The sequence below is a fragment of the Streptomyces sp. NPDC003077 genome (assembly GCF_040611095.1).
GTDB lineage: Bacteria > Actinomycetota > Actinomycetes > Streptomycetales > Streptomycetaceae > Streptomyces.
This window is the reverse complement of sequence record NZ_JBEXNM010000109.1, coordinates 1-20,098: the sequence shown is the minus strand read 5'-3', so window position 1 is coordinate 20,098 and position 20,098 is coordinate 1. Positions and strand designations below refer to the sequence as shown.

Here is a 20,098-nt window from a genome sequence, read left to right as displayed (position 1 = left end):
CCGCTGAGCTCACCCCCGTTCCCCGTGTCACCCCCCCTCCCGGGCAACCCGACCCGGCGCCCCCCCCCCCCGCCATCGCCCGCCGCCGGGCGGCGGGGCCGGTTCCGGCACACCGGCCGGTTCCGGCACACCGACCGGCCCTGGCTCACCGGCAGGCGCGCCTGCCCGTCGCCGCCGCGCGTGGGGAGGGCGGCGCCGGGCCCGGCCGCCGTCGGACGCACCACACGAGGGGGCGCGGGGTCACCGCTTGCGCGCCACCCCGCCGAACATGGCGACGTCCCCGGGGCGGACCCCCGGGACCGCCGGCGGCGCGTCCCCCGCCTCCCACCGGGCGCAGGACACCACCCCGGGTCCCACCGGCTCCAGGCCGTCGAAGAACCGGGTGATGCCCTCGTACGTGCGCTGCGTGAGGTGCGGGGTGCCGTGCGCGTTCCAGAAGGCGACGGCGGCGTCCACGTCCGCCATGCCGGGCGCGGTGACGGTGTGGGACAGCACCAGGTGACTGCCCGCGGGCAGCGCCTCCATCAGGCGCCGCACGAGGCCGTACGCCTCCGCGTCGTCCTCGATGAAGATCACCACGCCCAGCAGCATCAACCCGACCGGCCGCGACAGGTCCAGCGTCTTCGCGGCCCGCTCCAGGATGGTGTCCAGGTCGCGCAGGTCCGCGTCCAGGTAGTCGGTGGCGCCCTGCGGCGTGCTGGTGAGCAGCGCGCGGGCGTGCGCGAGGACGAGCGGGTCGTTGTCGACGTACACCACGCGCGCGTCGGGTGCGACGCGCTGGGCGACCTCGTGGGTGTTGTCGGCGGTGGGAAGCCCCGTGCCGATGTCCAGGAACTGCCGGATGCCCACGTCGGCGGTCAGGTGCCGCACCGCGCGTCCCAGGAAGACGCGGTCGGCGCGGGCGTAGTCGCCGATGCCGGGGTGCAGCCGCCGGATCTCCTCGCCCGCCGCCACGTCGACCGGGTAGTTGTCCTTGCCGCCCAGCCAGTGGTTCCAGATGCGGGCGGTGTGCGCCCTGGTGGTGTCGATCCGGTCGGCGATCCGTTCCGCGGCGTCGTGGGTCGCCGCGTAGGCGCCGGAGTCGTACGGGGGAGCGGGCGCGCGGTGGTCGGTCACGGTCTCTCCTGGAGCGAGCGGGGACGGCGGTGGTCAGGGGCGGTCGCCGCTCAACTTACGTGTGTGATCGCGGGGGTTGGCGGGCGGGGTCCGCCTGTTGTCCTTCGGAGAAGGGCCGTCCGCCTTACGGGTGGCAGCCGTTCGCTTTTCGGTGGGGGAGTTGCCCTTTTTCGGCAGGGCAGTCGTCCGCCTTTCTGCACGGAAGTCGTCTGCCTTTCGGAAGGGGGGTGGTCCGCCTTTCGTCACGGAAGTCGTCCGCCTTCCGGAAGGGCCTTACGAGACCCCGGCAGGCGGCCCACGGGCCGTACAGGCTCCCGGTCGGGACGCCTACGGGCTCACCGCGAGCACGATGTACCCCGCCAGCAGGACGAGGTGCACCACGCCCTGGAGTGGCGTGGCACGCCCGGGAATCACCGTGAGCGTCCCCACGACCACCGTCAGCGCGAGCAGCACCATATGGGTCGCCCCGAGCCCCAGTTCGAGCGGGCCCGACAGCCAGACCGAGGCCAGCGCGACCGCCGGAATGGTCAGGCCGATGCTGGCCATGGCCGAACCGAACCCCAGGTTCAGGCTCGTCTGCACCCGGTCCCGGCGCACCGCCCGCACGGCCGCGATCGTCTCCGGGAGCAGCACCAGCAGGGCGATGACCACGCCGACGACGGCGTGCGGCAGGCCCGCCGCGGTCACCCCTCCTTCGATCGTCGGCGACACCGTCTTGGCCAGCCCGACCACCGCGACCAGCGCCAGGGCCAGCAGCCCCAGGCTCGCCAGCGCCCCGGCCCGGGTCGGCGGGTCCGCGTGTTCCTCGACGTCGATGACCTGGCCCGAGGAGGTCACGGGCAGGAAGTAGTCGCGGTGCCGCACCGTCTGCGTCGTCACGAAGGCCCCGTACAGCAGCAGCGCCGCGACCGCCGCGAACACCAGCTGGGCCGGGGCGAACCCGGGCCCGGGGGTGCTCAGCGTGAACGTCGGCAGGACCAGGCTCAGCCCCGCCAGGGTGGTGACCGTCGCGAGCGCCGCGCCGGTGCCCTCGGCGTTGAAGACCGCCACCCGGCGCTTGAGCGCGCCGATCAGGAGGCAGAGCCCGACGATCCCGTTGCAGGTGATCATGACGGCGGCGAACACGGTGTCCCGGGCCAGGGTCCGGCTCTTGTCGCCGCCGTCCGCCATCAGCGTGACGATCAGCGCCACTTCGATGATCGTGACGGCGATGGCCAGCACCAGCGACCCGAACGGCTCACCGACCCGATGCGCGATCACCTCCGCGTGGTGCACCGCCGAGAGCACCGCCCCCGCCAGGAACAGCGTCACGAGGACCACCAGCAGCACGGGCAGCGACCGCCCCCAGGCCAGGACCAGCAGCACGATCGCGAGCACGGGCACGGCACGGGTCCAGTGGAGCGCGGGGGAGCGGAGCCGGGCGATCACGCCATCGAGCTTGGCAGATGTGCCGGCGAACGGCGCGTCGGCGGTCGTCCGACGGGTCGGCCGGTGCCTGTGCTTCCGCGAGGTGATCGGTGGCGGGCCGGTGTCTCTGCTCCCGCGAGGTGATCGCTGGTCGGCTGGTTGGCCGGTGTGTGCGTGGGCGGGGCGGGGCGCCGGTGCCGGGACGGGTTGGTGTCCGCCCGTCGGCCGGTACCCCTTCGCGACACTCCCGACTTCGCTCGTCAGTTCTTCCGCCAATCCTTCCGGGCGGCTTCACCGTGCGGAAACGCTCCGCCGGAACCCCGGCGCCCGCGCGCACGGCACTGCCGGTCCGCCCGGGCAGACCGCCGCCACCGGGCGCCGCGGGCGGCCCGGAGCGGTGGCGCCGGGCGGACGGCGCGCGGCAAGAGATTTGCGCGGGAACCGCTACACCGCCCCTGAAAACTCGTTGGCCCTCTATGGCGAGTGAGCCGGGTGGGTCAACACGCCGTGTGACGCCGTACCCCACCGCTGAGCCCGTATGAGGCTCGCGGCCACTCGACGACCGGGCGCGGTCGAGGCCCCGTGTGGTCCGCCGCGCGGGGCACACCCGCTCGGTCGCCGTTGAGCACAAGCACCTTCGTCAGGAGACGGCAAGCATGAACAGGATGTCTGGCAATCGCGACCGTCGTTTGCCGCTGACCGCCGCGCAGACGGGGATGTGGTTCTCCCAGCAACTGCACGCGGAGAACCCGATCTACCGGGCCGCCGAATACGTGGACATCCACGGCCGGGTGGACCCGGCCCTGCTGGAGGCGGCGCTGCGCCGGGCGGTGGCGGAGACCGAGACGCTGCGGGTCCGCTTCGAGACCGACGACGAGGGCCGGGCGTGGCAGGTGGTCGAGACACCGCCGGACTGGCCGCTGCCGGTGACGGACCTGCGGGGCGCCGCGAACCCCTGGGAGGAGGCGCGGACGTGGATGCGCGAGGAGCTGCGCCGCCCGCTCGACGCGGGCCGTCCGCCGCTGTTCACCTTCCGGATGCTGCGCCTGGCCGACGACCGCGTCGTGCTCTACCTCAGCTTCCACCACATCGTCCTGGACGGGTACGGCTTCTCCCTGTTCATCCAGCGGGTGACCGAGCTGTACGGCGCGCTGGAGGCGGGGCGGCCCTGCCCGCCCTCGCCCCTGGGGACGCTGGAACCGCTGCTGGCGGACGAGGCCCGCTACCGCGCGTCGGAACGCTTCACCGAGGACCGGGCCTACTGGACGGAGCAGCTGGCCGGGCGGCCCCGCGCGGAGGGCCCGGCGGGCCGGTGGACCACCCTGCCGTACACGTTCGTCCGCGAGACCGGGTATGTCGCCGCGCCGGTCGCCGACGGGCTGCGGACGCTGGCCCGGCAGGCCCGCTCCGGGCTGCCCGCGGCGGCGATGGCGGCGATGGCGCTGTACATCCACCGCATGAGCGGCAACCCCGAGGTCAGCCTGCACCTGACCGTCAGCGGCCGGTGCGGGGCGGTCGCCCGCGGCGTGCCGACCATGCTGGCCAACATCCTTCCGCTGCACCTGCGGACGAGTCCCTGGACGACGGTCGGCGATCTCGTGCGGCACACCGCGCGGCAGGCCCGCGCCCTGCTGCGCCACCAGCGCTACGCGTCCTACTACCTCGTCCACGACCTGGGCATCGCCGACACCGGCGGATACCTGGCGGACTGGGGGATCAACATCATGGGGTACGACCCCGAGCTGCGCTTCGGCGACCACCCGGCCACGCTGCACAACCTCTCCAACGGGCCGGTGACGGGCCTGTCCGCCAACGTCTACGACCGCACCACCGACGGGACGCTGCGCATCGACTTCAACGCCGACCCGGACCGGTACGACGCCGCGACCACCGCCGCCCACCACCGCCGCTTCCTGCGGCTGCTGGAAACGCTGGCCGACGGCGGACCGGACCGGCCGATCGCGGCGATCGACCTGCTTCCGGACGAGGAACGGCGGCGCGTCGTGAACGGCTGGAACGATACGGCACGGCCGGTGCCGGGCACCTCGCTGCCCGAGCTGTTCGCCGCCCAGGCCCGCCGCACGCCCCACGCGCGGGCGCTGGTCTGCGGTGACCGCGAGCTGACCTACGCCGCACTCGACGCCCGCGCCGACCGGCTGGCCCGCCTGCTGACCCGGCGCGGCGCGGGCCCGGAGACCTTCGTGGCGCTCGCGCTGCCGCGCTCCGCCGACCACGTGGTGGCCCTGCTCGCGGTGCTCAAGGCCGGGGCGGCGGCGGTGCCGGTGGACCTCCGCCAGCCCCCCGAGCGCGTCGCCTTCCTGCTCGCCGACGCCGACCCGCTGTGCGTCTTGACCACGACCGCCGGCGCCTCCGCGCTGCCGCGCCCGGCCGACGCCCTCCTTCTGGACGATCCGGCGACCGTCCGAGCGCTGGAGGACGACCCGGCGACCGTTCGCGCCCTGGAGGACGAGCCGGGTGCCGACGATCCTGGGAAGCCGGCGCCGCCGCGGCCCGAGCACCCCGCGTACGTGAGCTACACCTCCGGGTCCACCGGCCGGCCCAAGGGCGTGGTGGTGGAGCACCGCCAGTTGAGCAACCTGTACTTCGATCACCGGGACACGCTCATCGGGCCGGAGTCCGCCGCAGCGGGCCGCCGCCTGCGTGCCGCGCTGACCGCGGCGTTCTCGTTCGACACCGCCTGGGAAGGCCCGCTGTTCCTGACGGCGGGGCACGAACTCCACCTCGTCGAGGAGGCGGTGCGGCTCGATCCCCCGGCCCTGGTGCGCTACGTCACCGATCACCGCATCGACTTCCTGGACCTGACGCCTTCCTACCTCCACCAGCTCGCCGCGGAGGGGCTGTTCGACGACGCGGGGCACCGGCCGCGCGTCCTGATGGTGGGCGGCGAGGCGGTCGACGCCGCGCTGTGGCGCACCCTGCGCGAACTGCCCGGCACCCGCGCCTACAACTACTACGGCCCCACCGAGTGCACCGTAGACGCCGTCTACTGCCGCATCGGCGAACACGGCGACCACCCCGTCATCGGCCGTCCCGGACACAACGTCCGGGCCTACGTGCTGGACGCGGCGCTGCACCCGGTACCGGCCACCGTCCCCGGCGAACTCTACCTGGCCGGCGAACAGGTCGCCCGCGGCTACCTCGGACTCCCCGCCCTCACCGCCGAGCGCTTCGTCGCCGACCCCTTCGGCGCGCCCGGCACCCGCATGTACCGCACCGGCGACCGGGCGCGGTGGACCGAGGACGGCGTCCTGGAGTACCTGGGACGCACCGACACCCAGGTAAAACTCCGCGGTCATCGGATCGAACCGGGCGAGATCGAGGCGGTCCTCACCCGCCACCAGGGCGTCGCCCGGGCGGCCGTGGTCGTGCGGGAGGACACGCCGGGGGACCGCCGGCTGACGGCGTACGTGGTGCCGTCCGACGGAGGGGCGGACGGGACGACGCAGGCCGAGGGCACGGCGGCTGAGGGGACGGCGCGTGCCGACGGGGGGACGGTGCGTGCCGACGGCGGGACGATCGGCGCCGGTGGGGCGCGGGCGGCCGGTGCCGAGCGCGCCGTCGTGCCCGGGCAGCGGCCGGGGCGGACCAGTGGAAGGGGCGGCCCCGCCGGTGGAGCGGACACCGCCGCCGTGCCCCTCGATCCGGCCGACCTCCGGGCGTGGGCGACCGAGCGACTGCCCGCCTACATGGTGCCCGCCGCGTACGTCACCCTCGACGCGCTCCCCCTCACCCGCCACGGCAAGCTCGACCGCGCCGCCCTCCCCGCGCCCGCGGCACACCCGCGGGGCGGCGGCGGGCGGCCACCGCGCGGCCCTCGGGAGGAGGCCCTGTGCGGCCTGTTCGCGGAGGTTCTGGGGGAGCGGCGGGTCAACGCCGACGACGACTTCTTCGCGCTCGGCGGCCACTCGCTGCTCGCGGCCAAGCTCATCGGCCGCATCCGGTCCGCGCTGGGCACCGACCTGTCCATCCGTGCCCTGTTCGAGGCCCCCACGGTGGCGGCGCTGGCCCGCAAGCTCGGCGCCGGGGACGCCCGGCCGGCCGAACCGGACGCGTTCGAGGTGCTGCTGCCGCTGCGCGCGGACGGCACCCGGCCACCGCTGTTCTGCGTCCACCCGGCGGGCGGGCTGAGCTGGTGCTACGCCGGGCTGCTCCGCCATCTGGGGGCCGACCTGCCGGTGTACGGCATCCAGGCGCGCGGGCTGGCGGGGCCCGGCGGGCTGCCGGGCACGTTCGCGGAGATGGTGGACGACTACGTCGCGCACATCAGGAAGGTCCAGCCCGCCGGCCCGTACCACCTGCTCGGCTGGTCGCTGGGCGGCGCGCTGGCCCACGCCGTCGCCGTGCGGCTCCAGGAAGAGGGCGCCCGGGTGGACCTGCTGGCGATGCTCGACTCCCGCCCCATCGACCCCGCGGGAACCCACGGCGCGCTCCCGGAGCAGCAGGACGTCATGACGCTCCTCCTGGAGGCCGCGGGGCACGGTACGGAGGGTTCCGGGTCCGGCCGCCCGCTCGGCGTCGCCGAGGTCGCCGCGATCCTCAGTGAGGACAGCCACACGCAGACGCTGCTCACCCCGATGAAGGACCACCCGGAACTGGGCGAGCGGCACGTCGCGGCGGTCACCGAGGTCGTCACCAACTCCGTCAACCTCCTGCGGACCTTCACCGGTGGCGTCTTCGAGGGCGACCTGCTGTACTTCCACGCCACCGAGGACAAGCCGGCGCACGCACCCGGCTCCGGCGCCTGGCGGCCGTGGGTGACCGGCCGTATCGAGTCCCACGACGTGCCCTGCGCGCACCACGCGATGACCCAGAGCGAGCCGCTGGCCCACATCGGCCGGGCGCTGGCGGATCATCTGGCGACCGTGGACGTGCGGTGATGCCGGACGTGAGGTGGTGGCGGGCCGGGCGGTGATCGCGCGGTGCCGGTGAGGCCGGACGCGGCGGCCCTGAGGGTGCGGCTCCCGCATCGTCAGGGCCGCCGTTCCCGTCAGGACCGTCCCCGGGAGGGACGGGCGGCGCGAGGCCCCCTGACGACCGGGCCGCGCCGCCACCCAACGGATCGGCCCGCCGAAGCCCTCCTTCCGGACGGACGGGGATGGCGGTACGGGAGCATCCGCCACAGGCCCGTCGCACGGACGCCCAGGCGTATGCGCGTTGAACCTCTTCATGTCAAGGAAAACGCCGGAACTTCACTCGTAAGAGTGGTCCAGCTCTCGCGTTTGTCCCTTCCGCCGTCGTCGTCTTCCTACGGTGCTGACACGCGTCGCCCAAGACCCCGGCGCCGCATTCCGCCACGTTCCGCCATGTTCCGCCCCGGCCGTTGCGTTGGGGCCCGTCTGCCGGGGAGCGACGCCATGCGTCAGGGCATCACCTACATCCGCTTTCATCAGCCCACCATCCGCCGTGCGCACCCGCACCACGGACTCAGTGACGACTCCGCCCCGCGCCACGTGGGGGCCACACCCAGGGATCTCGGCAGCGCGGACCACGACGGCGGGCTTCCCGCCCGTACCCATCCGTGCCGGGCCGACTCCTTCGGCGCGCTTCCCGCGGACCCCGGCCGATGGCCGTTTCCCGTCCCGGATCCGCCCGCCGTCTTCGTCCGCAGCCATGTCAGGGGCCGCTGGACGGTGATCTCGCTGCACGGCGAACTCGATCTGGCAGCCGTTCCCGAGGCCGAGGCGCACCTGATGCCCGCGGTCAAGCGGCCCGGCGCGCGGGTGGCCGTCGATCTGCGGCCGACCGACTTCATCGACTGCGTCGCCCTGCGGCTGCTCGCCGATGCCGCCCGCGAGGCCGGCGAACGGGGCGGGGAACTCCGGCTCGTCTGCGTCCGCCCGCACCACCTGCGGCTGTTCCGCCTCACCGGCCTGGCCGGCGTCCTGCGCCCGGCGCCGACTCTCGGCGAAGTCTGCGACGATCCGCCGTCGGCGACCTGACCACGGCCGGGCCGTCCGGTCGCAGCCGGCCACGCGCCGGATCGTCCGTCCGATGACGGGAGGGCCACACTGCCGTACGCCCCCCCGCTCAGCCCAGCAGCGGCAGCAGGCTGTGCGGCTGGACGGGGAGGGCGCGCAGGCGCCGGCCCGTGGCGTGGTGCACGGCGTTGGCGATGGCGGCGGCGGTGCCGACGATCCCGATCTCCCCGATGCCCTTGGAGCCCATGGGGTTGAGGAGCGGGTCCTCCTCCTCGATCCAGTGCACGTCCACCGAGGGGACGTCCGGGTTGACCGGGACGTGGTAGGAGGCCAGGTCGCGTTCCGGGTAGTCGCCGTACTCCACGTCCACGCTGCTCGTCTCGGTGAGGGCCATGCCCACGCCCATGATCATCCCGCCCATGAGCTGCGACCGCGCGGTGCGCGGGTTCAGGACGCGCCCCACGGCGAACACCCCCAGCAGCCGCCGCAGCCTGGGCTCCCCACTCGCGGTGTCCACCTGGACCTCCGCGAAGTGCGCCCCGAAGGCGTGCCGGGCGTGGTCCTGCCCGAGCCCGATGTCGCCGGCCGTGTCGACCGCCGCCGACAGCCCCTCGTCCGGCAGCGGCCCCTGGTGGTCCCGCAGGGCCTCGCGCAACTGGACGCACGCCTTGTGGACCGCCCACCCCCAGGACGAGGTCCCGCTCGAACCGCCGGCGACCGGCGCGTCCGGCAGCAGGCTGTCCCCCAGTTCCAGCCGGACCCGGTCCATCGGTGCCCGCAGCGCGTCCGCGGCGATCTGGGTGAGGACGGTCCGCGCGCCGGTCCCGATGTCGGTGGCGGCCACCCGTACGAGGAACCGGCCGTCCCCGGTGGCGCGGGCCTCCGCCTGGGAGGGGGCGACCAGGACGGGGTAGGTGGCCGCGGCGACGCCGGTGCCGATCAGCAGCCGGCCGCGGCGGTCGCGCCCGGGCGTGGGGTCGCGTCCCTCCCACCCGAACCGGCGGGCGCCCTCGCGCAGGCACCGCACCACCTGGCGGCTGCTGAAGGGCTTCCCGGTGTCCGGTTCGGTGTCGGGCTCGTTGCGGACGCGCAGTTCGATCGGGTCCAGGCCGCAGGCGCAGGCGAGTTCGTCCATGGCCGACTCCAGCGCGTACATCCCCGGGCACTCGCCCGGCGCCCGCATCCACGACGGGGTGGGCACGTCGAGCCGGGCCACGCGGTGGGTGGTGCGGCTGTGCGGGGAGGCGTACATGACGCGGCTGGGCGCGGCGGCCTGCTCGGTGAACTCCTTGATCGTCGAGGTCTGGGTGGCGACCTCGTGGGCGAGCGCCTGAATGCGCCCGTCGCGGTCCGCGCCGAGCCGGACGCGCTGGAAGGTCGGGGCCCGGTGACCGGTCAGGGACGGCAGCACCTGCCGGGGCAAGGCCAGCTTGACCGGCCGCCCGGTGTGCCGGGCCGCCATCGCCGCCAGCACCACCTGCGGACGCGGGGTGCCCTTGGAACCGAACCCGCCGCCCACGTGCGTGGCGACCACCCGCACCTGCTCCGGGCGCAGCCCGAAGAGGGCGGTGAGCGTGTTCCGCACGGTGGTCGCCCCCTGGTTGGAGTCGTACACCGTCAGTCGGTCCTCCTCCCACCAGGCGACGCACGCGTGCGGCTCCATGGGGTGGTTGTGCAGCGGCGTCAGGGTGTACAGGGCGTCCACGGTCACCGGGGCGGCGGCATACGCCGTGTCGAAGTCCCCGTGCTCCCGGACGGCCGGGGCACCGCCGTTGGCCGCCTCCGGGACGTACAGCTTGCCGTGGTCGGGCGTCAGCACCACGTCGTGCGGCTCCGGCGCGTACGTGACCCGCACCGCCAGGGCCGCGGCGCGGGCGGCCTCCAGAGTGCGGGCCACCGCCAGCGCCACGACCTGGCCGCGGTGCGCCACCTCGGGCGACTGGAGGACCTGGAGCGTGGCGTCGTCCGCTTCGCCCAGCCGCGGCGCGTTCTCGTGACTGAGCACGGCCAGCACGTCCGGGTCGGCCAGTGCCGTCTCCGTGTCCAGTCCGGTGACGCGGCCCCGCGCGACGTCGGCGGGCACCGGCCAGGCGTGCACCGCGCCCTCGGGCGTGTGATCGGTGGCGTACCGGGCGGTGCCGGTGACCTTCTCGACGGCTTCGAGGCGGGCGACGGGAGTGCCGAGGGCGGTGGAGGGGCTGGTCATCGGGTCTCCGGAGGGTCGGCGTCGTCGGTGCCGTCGGCACCGTTGGTGCCGGAAGCGGAGGCGGCCAGGTCGGCCAGGACGGCGGTGATCAGGCGTCGGGCCAGCGGCACCTTGTACGCGTTGCCGGACAGCGGCCGGGCGAGCCGCAGCTCCGCCTCGGCGGCGCGGCCGAACGCCTCTTCCGTCGCCGGCGCCCCGCGCAACTCCTCCTCCGCGACCCGGGCCCGCCACGGCTTCGCCGCCACCCCGCCGAGCGCCAGCCGCACGTGCGCGACGCGGCCCTCGCGCACGCCCAGCTCGGCCGCCACGGACACCAGCGCGAAGGCGTAGGACGCGCGGTCGCGCACCTTGCGGTAGGCGGAGCGCACGCCCGGCACCGGCGGCGGCAGCTCCACCGCGGTGATCAGTTCGCCGTGCCGCAGGACGGTGTCGCGCTCGGGCGCGTCCTCGGGGAGCCGGTGGAACTCGGTCACCGGCAGCGCCCGCGTCCCGTCCGGGGTGACACAGTGCACCTCGGCGTCCAGCGCGGCCAGCGCCACGGCCATGTCGGACGGGTGGGTGGCGATGCAGTGGTCCGACGCGCCCAGGACCGCCAGGTCACGGTGCACACCGGTACGGGCCGGGCACCCCGAGCCCGGCCGCCGCTTGTTGCACGGTTTGCCGACGTCCTGGAAGTACAGGCAGCGGGTGCGCTGGAGCAGGTTGCCGCCGACGGTCGCCGCGTTGCGCAGCTGCGGCGAGGCGCCGGCCAGCAGCGCCTGGGAGAGCACCGGGTAGTCGGCGCGCACGACCGGATGCACGGCCAGGGTGCTGTTGCGGACGGCCGCCCCGACCCGCAGACCGCCGTCCTGAACGCGCATCACCTCGTCGAACGGCAGCCGGCTCACGTCCACCAGCACGTCCGGGGCGTGCACCCCCAGCTTCATCAGATCGACGAGGTTCGTCCCGCCGCCCAGGAACATCGCGCCCGGCTCCTGGGCCAGCAGGTCCATCGCCGCGGCGGCGTCGGCGGCCACCTCGTACCGGAACGGCCTCACCGCGCCGCCTCCCGCACCGCGTCGACGATGTGCGGGTAGGCCCCGCAGCGGCACAGATTGCCGCTCATCCGCTCCCGCACCTCGGCACCGGTCAGCTCCACCGGCCGCGGGGAACGGCTCCGCACGTCCGGCCGGTGCGGCACTTCGGGCGGATCCGGCGCCTGAGGCGGCGTGACGGCGCTCGGCCACCCGGCCCGCGCTTCGGTGATCGCCGCCACCGCGGAACACAGTTGCCCCGGCGTACAGAACCCGCACTGAAAGGCGTCATGCTCCACGAAGGTCCGCTGCACCGGGTGCAATTCCTCCCCGTCGGCCAGCCCCTCCACGGTGGTGATGTGCGCCCCGTCGACCGCCACCGCCAGCAGCAGACACGAATTGACCCGCCGATCCCCCCACAGCACCGTGCACGCCCCGCACTGCCCGTGATCGCACCCCTTCTTGGCCCCCGTCAGCCCGGCGTGCTCCCTCAGCAGATCCAGCAGCGTGGTCCGGTTGTCGACGACCCCGGCGAACGGCTCGCCGTTGAGGTGCAGGGACAGCGCGGTCGTGGTGGTCACGTCGCGGGTTCCTTCCGGTGAGGGATCGGCCGGTACGGCGGTACGACCTTTGGGGCTCACCAGGAGGGCGGGGGATGAAACGGGCGGTGGTGGAGAGCCACCGGGATGGCGGAGGGGGTTTTGCGGGGGGTTACGACCGCAAAGTGCCCATTTACGTCGTCAGATGCGGAACGGAGAGAACGATGCCCGCCCATTCCTCCTTCTCCGCCACGGCCGTCCATCCTTCGGCCTGTGCCACGCGCAGTGCTTTCGACCGTCCGCAGCCGCGGTAGTCCCGTGGGTAGACCCTGAAGACGGCTTGCTGGGGTTCGTTGCCGGTCGCGGCCACGAGTTCGGCCGCGTGAACGAGACGGGCGTGAAAGCCGTGCCCCCTTTTCCTCGCTTCTTCCGCCAGTTCTGTCAGGACGGAGCGGTAGTGCGCTTCCCAGCGCAGGGGGTCGCGGCTCCACTCGCGAGCGAATCTTCGGGGGCCGAGGAACAGATGCGCGGTCTTGAACCAATCGACCGGCCCGGCGTTGTACGTCTCGAAGACGGCCATGACGAGATGCACCGCGCAGCGCACGATCAGTTCACCCGGCAGCACCAGCCATTGCGCCACGAACCAGAAGGGGAGCCAGGCCCGGGAGAGGTGTGTGACCTGCTCTCCCTCGATGTTCTGTTGTCTGCTCACGAAATCCCCTCGGTGCTGTGGAAACGCTCGGTAATGGAAGCGGGGATTCTCTGGTCCGACCCTGGCCTCACCGTGGACTCCCGGTGGGCTTCTCGGAATGGGCGGCGTCGTGCCATTTCGGGTCGGGTCGGAAGAGCATGATGCCGTAGGCACTGGTGGAGAAGACGGTCCAGCCGTTGGCCCGGGCGATGCGCTGGGCCTTCGTCGGCCCGCAGCCTCGGTAATGCGGAATGAATATGGTGCAGAACACTCGCTGCGGGTTCTCTTTGTCGGCGGGTGCGCGTTGCGCCACGTATCGCAGCCGTACCCGGAAGCTGAAGTCCTGCTCGTGGGTCTCCTTCCCGATTTCCGTCAGGACGGCACGGTAATGCGCCTCCCAGCGCCGGGGATCGCGGTTCCACTCGCGGGCGAACCTTTTGAGTCCGATGGACCGGCGGGCGATGCTGCTGACCTCCACCAGATCCGACATCGCCCCGTCTCCCAGCGTCACGAAAACGTTCCAGGCGAGCCGCCAGGCCAGGTCGAGGGGTAACACCAGCCACTGCAGCGCGAAACACACGCAGAGCCAGGAACGGGAGAGGAAGACGACGTTTTCCCCTTCGACGACTTGCCTGCGGCTCATGAGAATCCCCGTATCGGTCACGTCGGTGCCGGGAACGGCGCCGGCACGGTTGGCGAGTGTCGTGCGTGGGGGCGAAAACAGCGGGAGCTCCCCCGTGGTCTTCCGGAGGGAGTGCGCGGATCGGTTCCCGAGTGCCGCAGAAGAGCGCGGCGCCGTTTCCGGGCCGTTCGTGGTCCGCGATGCCCCCGTTTCGCGGATGCTCTCGGTTGCCGATGTCGTTCCGGTGAACGGTCGAGTGCCGCCACCTCGGTCGGTCCGCCCACCGTGCAGGAGCCGCTCCGGCTCGTACCATCCGAGCCCGGAGTTTTCCGTCCACGGTCCCCCTCGCCGACAGGGGGGAATGGTAACTGCCGAGCGAATGAAGCCCGGTTGGGGGGTGGGCGCATTTGCCGGTGACGAGGGGACGGTGGCGGGGCCCGGGCGCGTGGACCCACGGCGGGCCGCCGGGGACACGGGCTCGGGTGCCGGGGAACGGCGCCCGATAGGATGTGGACCATGAGTCCGCTTAGTAATAGGGCCCGCCGGTCGGTTTCGTCGGAGGAGCGCCCGTGACCGCCCGCAAACCGCGCGCCGACGCGCTGCGCAACCGCGAGACCGTGCTCGCGGCGGCCGACGAGCTCTTCGCCCGCTGTGAGAGCCCCCGCACCGTGTCCATGGACGAGATCGCGGCGGCGGCCGGAGTGGGCAAGGGGACGCTCTTTCGTCGCTTCGGTGACCGCACGGGGCTGATCCGGGCCGTCGTCGAGGCGCGTACCGGGGCCCTGCGCCAGGCCGTGGAGGAGGGGCCGGAACCGCTCGGCCCCGCGACGCCGCCGCGGCAGCGCGTGCCGGCTCTGCTCGGTGCCCTGCTCGACTTCAAGCTCGACAACCGGCACCTGTCCCTGGCGCTGGAGGAAGCCGGTGCCGGCAGCCCGTACCAAGGGGCTCATTACGCGTGGTGGCACGGCACCCTCCGGGACGCGCTGCGCCGGATCCCCGGCGTGCCGGACGCCGACTTCGCCGCGCACGCGCTGCTGGCCGCGGTCCGCGCGGACTTCGTCGAGCACCTGGTGGGACGGGAGGGTTTGTCGCCGGAAGGGGTGCGGGAGCGGTTGGCCGCGTATGCGGCGAGGGTGCTGGGTGCACCGGATGGCGGATGAGGTGATGCCGGGAGGGGCGGCGGTCCGGTTCTGCGGGCGGTCCGCTCGGCTCCGCCCGTCCGGTGGGCCCCGTTCGTCATCGAGCGCTCACTGACCCCTCGCCGAAGTGCCGTTCGTGTGCCCTCTAGGGTGCGGGCATGACAAGCCAGCAATACCTCTCCGCAATGTTCTCGCTGGACGGCCGGGTGGCCGTGGTGACCGGGGGCAGTTCCGGTATCGGCCGGGCCATCGCGGGGGCGCTCGCCCGCGCGGGGGCGAGCGTGGTGATCGTGGCCCGCAAGGAGGCGGAACTCGCCGCGACCGTCGCCGAGTTGACCGGCGAAGGGTGCCGGGCGGCCTGGGTGAGCGCCGACCTGGGCACCCGGGAGGGCGTCCGCGCGGCGGCCGAAGAGGCGGCCGGGGTGTTCGGCGAGCCCGACATCCTCGTCAACTCCGCCGGGATCAACCTGCGCCCGCCGATGGGCGAACTGGGCGAGGACGTGTGGGACACCACGATGGCCGTGAACCTGGAGGCGCCGTACCTGCTGGGCCAGCGCTTCGGGCCCGGCATGGCCGAGCGGGGCTTCGGGCGGATCATCCACATCACGTCCCAGCAGGCGCACCGGGCCTTCGTTCAAAGCGGGGCGTACGGGGTCTCGAAGGGCGGGTTGGAATCGCTGGCTCGCTCTCAGGCCGAGGCCTGGTCGCCGTACGGGGTCACCTGCAACACGCTGGTGCCGGGGTTCGTGATGACGCCGCTCAACGAGCGGCTGTCCTCCGATCCGGAGCGGGTGGCGGCGCTGGCCGCCCGCACGTTGGTCGGGCGGAACGGACTGGCGGAAGACTTCGCGGGCGCGGCGGTCTTCCTGGCGAGCGGCGCCTCGGCGTACGTCACCGGGCAGTCGATCTTTGTGGATGGCGGGTTCTCCGTGCACTGAGTTCCCAGGGGCCGTCCCTGGCCGGGGTCCTGGCGCGCGCGGCCATCGATCGCGTGGAGCCCGGTTACCGACGAGCGCGTGCCGTGCTGGAATATTTGAGTGCCGGCCCCATGTTTCGCCGCTATTCATAAACCTGTCGATTTGTTTTCAAACGACTTCTGACGGTGGAATGTGAAGTGCTGATCGGCGTGCCGGGCGGGCCGGCGGGAATGCCCGTACGCGCGGCGTGCGCCGCGCGTACGCATTCCGGACCGGGGGTGGCTGCACGGCGTGATTGCCGGTGGTGGGTGCGGTCCGCGAAGGTTCAAGAAGGGCGGTTTGCGGCTTTGCGAGGCTCCGTCGATCCGGTCACCGGTGACCCCGGCGAGGTGGCGCCCGGTTGACGGGGTGGTGGGCGCGGGCCGGGCGCGGCAAGGGAAACAGGCGCGGAGCGAAAAGATGACGTATTAATTAAAGAGTTCGGCCGGAATTTCTGGTGCCGTGTTTTGGGTGGCTTATCGGCGAGAAAGTATCGGGGTGAGCGGAGGTCCGTAGGGGGCCTCCCGAGAAAAAAGGGGAAATGCGTCATGTTCCTTCCTGCCACCGGATACCGGTACAACCCGGCCGGTGACGTCGACGTCGCCGTTCCGGCCTGGCGTGCCGCCGTCCTGATGGGCGACGACTCCTGACCGCTGGTCGGGAAGTTCCGGCGGTCACCTGAGGGTGGCCGCCGGGTCATTTCCGGGCCGACCGGACCGATAAAGCCACCACCCGTGATGACGGGACCTCGCCCCCGATCGCCGAAGAAGGCACCGCTCATGTCACCGACCCGTTCCGCGACCCTCCGCGACGACACGCTGGAGCACCTCCACGGGTATCCCGTCCGTGACCCCTACCGGGGACTGGAGAACAGTGACGCCCCTGAGGTTCGGGCCTGGGCCGACGAGCAGGACGAGCGCTTCGCCCGGGAGCGGGAGCGGTGGGCGGACCACGAGAGCTGGGCCCGCGCGGTGTCCGAACTCGCGGTGACCCGCTGGTCCGCCCCGCCGGTGTGGCGCGGGGACACCGCCTTCTTCGCGCAACTGGGTGCGGGGGAGGCGTATCCGGCGCTGTGCGTCCACGCGCCGGGCGCCCCGACGAGGCGGCTGGTGGATCCCGCGCGGCTGGACCCGTCCGGGAACACCCGGTTGGTGGCCTGGAGGCCGTCCCAGGAGGGGCACCGGCTGGCCTACCTGCTCTCCCGCTCCGGTTCGGACGTGACCGAGCTGTGGGTGCTGCGGACGGCGGACGGCCAGGTGCTGGAGGGGCCGATCACCGGGATGCGCGCGCCGTCGGTGGCCTGGTCTCCGGGCGGTGAGGCGTTCTACTACGTACGAGGACGCGGCTCGGACGGGAACACGGGAGGAGGGGACGGACGGCAAGAACCCGGCGGCGGGAACGAGGACGGCGCGCCGCCGTCGCCCGCGGGCTACCGGATGCGGGTGCTGCGCCACCGGATCGGCACCGACCCCGAGGACGACGAGGAAGTCTTCGCCCGTGGCGGCGCGGACACGTACTACGGCCTGAGCACCGACCGCGCCGGCCGGCGGCTGGCGGTCACGGTCACCAGTGGCGTCAGCACCCACAACGAGGTCTGGCTCACCGACCTGACCCGGCCGCACGGGGAGCGCACGTGGACCCGTGTACCGGCGCACGGTCCGGACGGGCTGTGGCAGCCCCGGTTCGGCCCCGACGGGCAGATGTATCTGCTGACCGACCACCGTGCCCCTTTCGGACGCGTCCTCCGCCCGGCGGAGCGGGACACCGATCGGGACGGCCCGGACGGCCCAAAGCGGGATGACGCCACGCGGCACACCACGGAGGACTGGACCGAGCTCATCCCCCAGACCCCGCACGCCGCCCTCGACGACTGCGCCTGGCTGACCCTGCGCCACCCCGACCGCCCCCGGCTGCTGGTGCTGCGCACCCACGGCGTCCACAGCCGGATCACGCTGCACGACGCGGCGGACGGCCGGGAACTCGCGCAGGTGCCGCTGCCCGGCTCCGGCGTCGTCACCGGCCTGCGCAGCCGCCCCGAGGGCGGCCACGAGGCGTGGTTCACCTACACCGACCCGGGGACCCCGCCCACGGTGCTCCGCTACGACGCCCTCACGGGCAGGGTCGACCCGGCCGGTCTCGACGAGGCGGCGTCACCGGTTCCCGCCCCGGGCCAGGGAACGCCCGAGGGCTCCGCCACCCGTCCGGCCACCCCGGCTCCCCGTCCGGCACCGGCGCCACCCACCGGGCGCCTCCGGCCGCGCCGGTTGCCGCCGCGCAGCCGCCACCTGATCTGCCCCGCCACCGACAGCACCCTGATCGACCTCTACCTGCTCGCCCCCGCCGACGCCCCGGTCGGCCCGCGGCCCGTCCTGCTCAGCGGATACGGGGGGTTCGGCGCCACCATCCGCCCCGCGTACTCGCCGATGGCCCGCGCCTGGGCGGCGGCCGGCGGCATCTACGTCATGGCGGGCGTCCGCGGCGGCGGCGACCACGGGACCGCCTGGCACCACGCCGGGCGCCGGGAGAACAAGGCCACCGCCATCGCCGACTTCCTGAGCGTGGCCTACTGGCTCGTCGACAACGGCTACACCACCCGGGCGCAGCTCGCCGCCTACGGCAACTCACACGGCGGACTGCTGGTCACCGCGGCCCTCACCCAGCGCCCCGGGCTGTTCGCCGCCGTCGCCGCCAGCGGGCCCCTGTGCGACATGGTGCGCTACGAACGGTTCGGCATCGGTCACACCTGGACGGAGGAGTTCGGCACCGCCGCCGATCCGGCGCACCTCCCGTGGCTGCTGTCCTATTCCCCGTACCACCACGTCCGCCCCCATACCGCCTACCCGGCCGTGCTGCTGACCGGACCGGTCGTCGACGAACGCACCGGCGAGGCCCACCCGCGCAAGATGTGCGCCGCCCTCCAGGAAGCCACCACCAGCGGCAAGCCCGTCCTCCTGCGCCGCGAACCGGCCACCGGCCACGGCCCGCTCGGCACCGCCACCGCCGCCGCCGTCCTCACCGACACGCTCACCTTCCTCGCGACCCATACGGGGCTCCGCCCGCCGACCGGGGAGGAGGAGCGGCAGACGGGCTGATCGCGGAGGGGCCGGTGTGCCGTGACGGGCGCCGCTCCTCACGCGGCCGGGGCGAGTTGGCGCAGCCGCTCGTCGAGTTCCCGGCGGTAGAAGTCGATGAATCCGTCCGGGTCGGGCCCGGCGTTCTGCATGACCAAGCGGTCGAATCCGGCGTCGGTGAATTGGCGGGCGACTTCCTCGTACCGGGACGGGTCGGGGCCGCAGGCGAATTGCCGGCGGATGTCCTCCTCGCGGACCGTGGCGGTGGCGGCCTCGAAATTGACCGGGTTCGGGAGTTCGCTCATGACTTTCCAGCCCGTCACCGCCCACCGGGAGGTTTTCAGCACGGCCTGCGCGGCGGTGCGCTCGTCCGGGGCCCACGCCATGGGCACTTCGACATAGCGCGGACCGGTGCCGCCCGCCTCGCGGTAATGGCGGACGAGGTCCGCTTTCGGCTCGGTGGCGAACAGGCCGTCGCCGAGTTCGGCGGCGATCCGCGCCGCGTTCGGTCCACCGGCCGCCACCGGCATCAGGGGCAGTTCCTCGGGCAGGTCGAATACCCGGGCGTCGTCCAGCCGCAGGTGTCTGCCTTCGTACGAACGGTATCCGCCGCGCCACAGCAGACGGATGATCTCCAGCGCCTCGCGCAGCATCGCGTGCCGGACCCGCACCGCGTCGGGGAATTCCCGCCCGACGACGTGTTCGTTGAGCCGTTCCCCGGAGCCCACGCCCAGGGTGAACCGCCCGTTGGACACCAGGGCGAGCGTGGCCGCGGCCTGCGCGATGATCGCGGGGTGGTAGCGCATGGACGGGCAGGTCACCCCGGTCGTCAGCCCGATCCGCTCGGTCCGTGCGGCGATGGCGCCGAGCACCGTCCAGGTGAAGGGCGAATGCCCCTGGTTGTTCAGCCAGGGGTGGTAATGGTCGCTGATTTCCACGAAGTCGAATCCGGCCTCTTCGGCCCGCACCGCCTGCCGGATGATCTCGCCCGGTCCGAATGCCTCGGTCGCCAATTTGTATCCGATGTGCAACTGTCCCACTCTGTGCTCCATTTCGGAGATTCCCGCGTTCGCTGCGGCTGGCCGCCCTTTCGACGTTATGGCGATACCGACCTCCCCGCCCGGTGGCGCCACCGGACGCCGGATACCGGGAGAGCGCGGTGGGTGTACCGGTCGCGGCGCCCGACGGACAGGTCGGCCGGCACGACCCGCAACGACGCCCCTCCGCCCCCACGAACGGAACCGATCAAAAACGGGCCGACGCAAAATCTTTTCCACCCCCCACAAGGGGCGGACGCGCATCCCACGGAAGGGGACGTCCCGGGGTGCCCCCGCAGCGGACTGGGGCGCGGCGGCCCCGTCACAAGATGACGTCGGGTAAGCGCAACTGCCGCGAGGAG

At 73.2% G+C, this 20,098-nt stretch carries 13 protein-coding genes; 5 read left to right on the top strand and 8 right to left on the bottom strand.

Annotation, left to right across the window (positions count from 1 at the left end; genetic code table 11):
* Positions 1-240: 240 nt before the first annotated feature.
* Together ABZX96_RS36570 and ABZX96_RS36565 are read right to left on the bottom strand one after the other, a co-directional pair.
* Positions 241-1,041, bottom strand: a complete 801-nt coding sequence (locus ABZX96_RS36570) for an SAM-dependent methyltransferase (protein WP_355553496.1) — start codon at positions 1,039-1,041, stop codon at positions 241-243.
* Positions 1,042-1,443: 402 nt separating this feature from the next.
* A complete protein-coding gene (locus ABZX96_RS36565; RefSeq protein ID WP_355553490.1) occupies positions 1,444-2,544 on the bottom strand; it encodes an ionic transporter y4hA in 1,101 nt (366 codons plus the stop codon).
* Positions 2,545-3,179: 635 nt separating this feature from the next.
* On the opposite strand from ABZX96_RS36565, the gene ABZX96_RS36560 reads away from it, so the two are divergent.
* Both ABZX96_RS36560 and ABZX96_RS36555 read left to right on the top strand, forming a co-directional pair.
* Entirely contained in the window at positions 3,180-7,421 is a 4,242-nt protein-coding gene (locus ABZX96_RS36560) for an amino acid adenylation domain-containing protein (protein ID WP_355553487.1), read from the top strand.
* 477 nt (positions 7,422-7,898) lie between these two features.
* Complete coding sequence (locus tag ABZX96_RS36555; RefSeq protein WP_355553484.1) at positions 7,899-8,483, top strand: STAS domain-containing protein; 585 nt, start codon at positions 7,899-7,901, stop codon at positions 8,481-8,483.
* A gap of 88 nt (positions 8,484-8,571) precedes the next feature.
* Here the strand turns inward: ABZX96_RS36555 and ABZX96_RS36550 are convergent, their stop codons facing one another.
* The 5 genes from ABZX96_RS36550 to ABZX96_RS36530 form a co-directional block, all read right to left on the bottom strand.
* On the bottom strand, positions 8,572-10,668 hold the full coding sequence (locus ABZX96_RS36550) for a xanthine dehydrogenase family protein molybdopterin-binding subunit (RefSeq protein ID WP_355553481.1): 2,097 nt from the start codon (positions 10,666-10,668) through the stop codon (positions 8,572-8,574).
* Positions 10,665-11,705, bottom strand: a complete 1,041-nt coding sequence (locus ABZX96_RS36545; RefSeq protein ID WP_355553478.1) for a xanthine dehydrogenase family protein subunit M — start codon at positions 11,703-11,705, stop codon at positions 10,665-10,667. The genes ABZX96_RS36550 and ABZX96_RS36545 overlap by 4 nt, the downstream gene beginning before the upstream one ends.
* On the bottom strand, positions 11,702-12,262 hold the full coding sequence (locus tag ABZX96_RS36540) for a 2Fe-2S iron-sulfur cluster-binding protein (RefSeq protein WP_355553475.1): 561 nt from the start codon (positions 12,260-12,262) through the stop codon (positions 11,702-11,704). The genes ABZX96_RS36545 and ABZX96_RS36540 overlap by 4 nt, the downstream gene beginning before the upstream one ends.
* Positions 12,263-12,413: 151 nt before the next feature.
* Positions 12,414-12,932, bottom strand: a complete 519-nt coding sequence (locus ABZX96_RS36535; RefSeq protein WP_355553472.1) for a hypothetical protein — start codon at positions 12,930-12,932, stop codon at positions 12,414-12,416.
* 67 nt (positions 12,933-12,999) lie between these two features.
* Entirely contained in the window at positions 13,000-13,554 is a 555-nt protein-coding gene (locus ABZX96_RS36530) for a hypothetical protein (RefSeq protein ID WP_355553469.1), read from the bottom strand.
* Positions 13,555-14,102: 548 nt separating this feature from the next.
* Between ABZX96_RS36530 and ABZX96_RS36525 the strand changes: the two genes are divergently transcribed.
* The 3 genes from ABZX96_RS36525 to ABZX96_RS36515 all read left to right on the top strand — a co-directional run bounded on the left by ABZX96_RS36525 (position 14,103) and on the right by ABZX96_RS36515 (position 18,720).
* Positions 14,103-14,693, top strand: coding sequence for a TetR/AcrR family transcriptional regulator (locus tag ABZX96_RS36525; RefSeq protein ID WP_355553467.1), 591 nt, complete (start codon positions 14,103-14,105; stop codon positions 14,691-14,693).
* 137 nt (positions 14,694-14,830) lie between these two features.
* On the top strand, positions 14,831-15,610 hold the full coding sequence (locus ABZX96_RS36520; RefSeq protein WP_355553464.1) for an SDR family oxidoreductase: 780 nt from the start codon (positions 14,831-14,833) through the stop codon (positions 15,608-15,610).
* A gap of 797 nt (positions 15,611-16,407) precedes the next feature.
* Positions 16,408-18,720: a prolyl oligopeptidase family serine peptidase gene (locus ABZX96_RS36515; protein ID WP_355553461.1), complete on the top strand. Its 2,313-nt coding sequence runs from the start codon at positions 16,408-16,410 to the stop codon at positions 18,718-18,720.
* 38 nt (positions 18,721-18,758) lie between these two features.
* Here ABZX96_RS36515 and ABZX96_RS36510 read toward each other — a convergent pair whose 3' ends face one another.
* Positions 18,759-19,730 (bottom strand): TIGR03557 family F420-dependent LLM class oxidoreductase, encoded by a 972-nt coding sequence (locus tag ABZX96_RS36510; RefSeq protein WP_355553493.1) that lies wholly within the window; start codon positions 19,728-19,730, stop codon positions 18,759-18,761.
* Between the last annotated feature and the right edge of the window lie 368 nt (positions 19,731-20,098).

Bases quoted from the DNA above. Each gene is read 5' to 3' on its own strand.
- ABZX96_RS36560 (WP_355553487.1), top strand. From the start codon at position 3,180: ATGAACAGGATGTCTGGCAATCGCGACCGTCGTTTGCCGCTGACCGCC.
- ABZX96_RS36555 (WP_355553484.1), top strand. From the start codon at position 7,899: ATGCGTCAGGGCATCACCTACATCCGCTTTCATCAGCCCACCATCCGC.
- ABZX96_RS36550 (WP_355553481.1), bottom strand. From the start codon at position 10,668: ATGACCAGCCCCTCCACCGCCCTCGGCACTCCCGTCGCCCGCCTCGAA.
- ABZX96_RS36530 (WP_355553469.1), bottom strand. From the start codon at position 13,554: ATGAGCCGCAGGCAAGTCGTCGAAGGGGAAAACGTCGTCTTCCTCTCC.
- ABZX96_RS36520 (WP_355553464.1), top strand. From the start codon at position 14,831: ATGACAAGCCAGCAATACCTCTCCGCAATGTTCTCGCTGGACGGCCGG.
- ABZX96_RS36515 (WP_355553461.1), top strand. From the start codon at position 16,408: ATGTCACCGACCCGTTCCGCGACCCTCCGCGACGACACGCTGGAGCAC.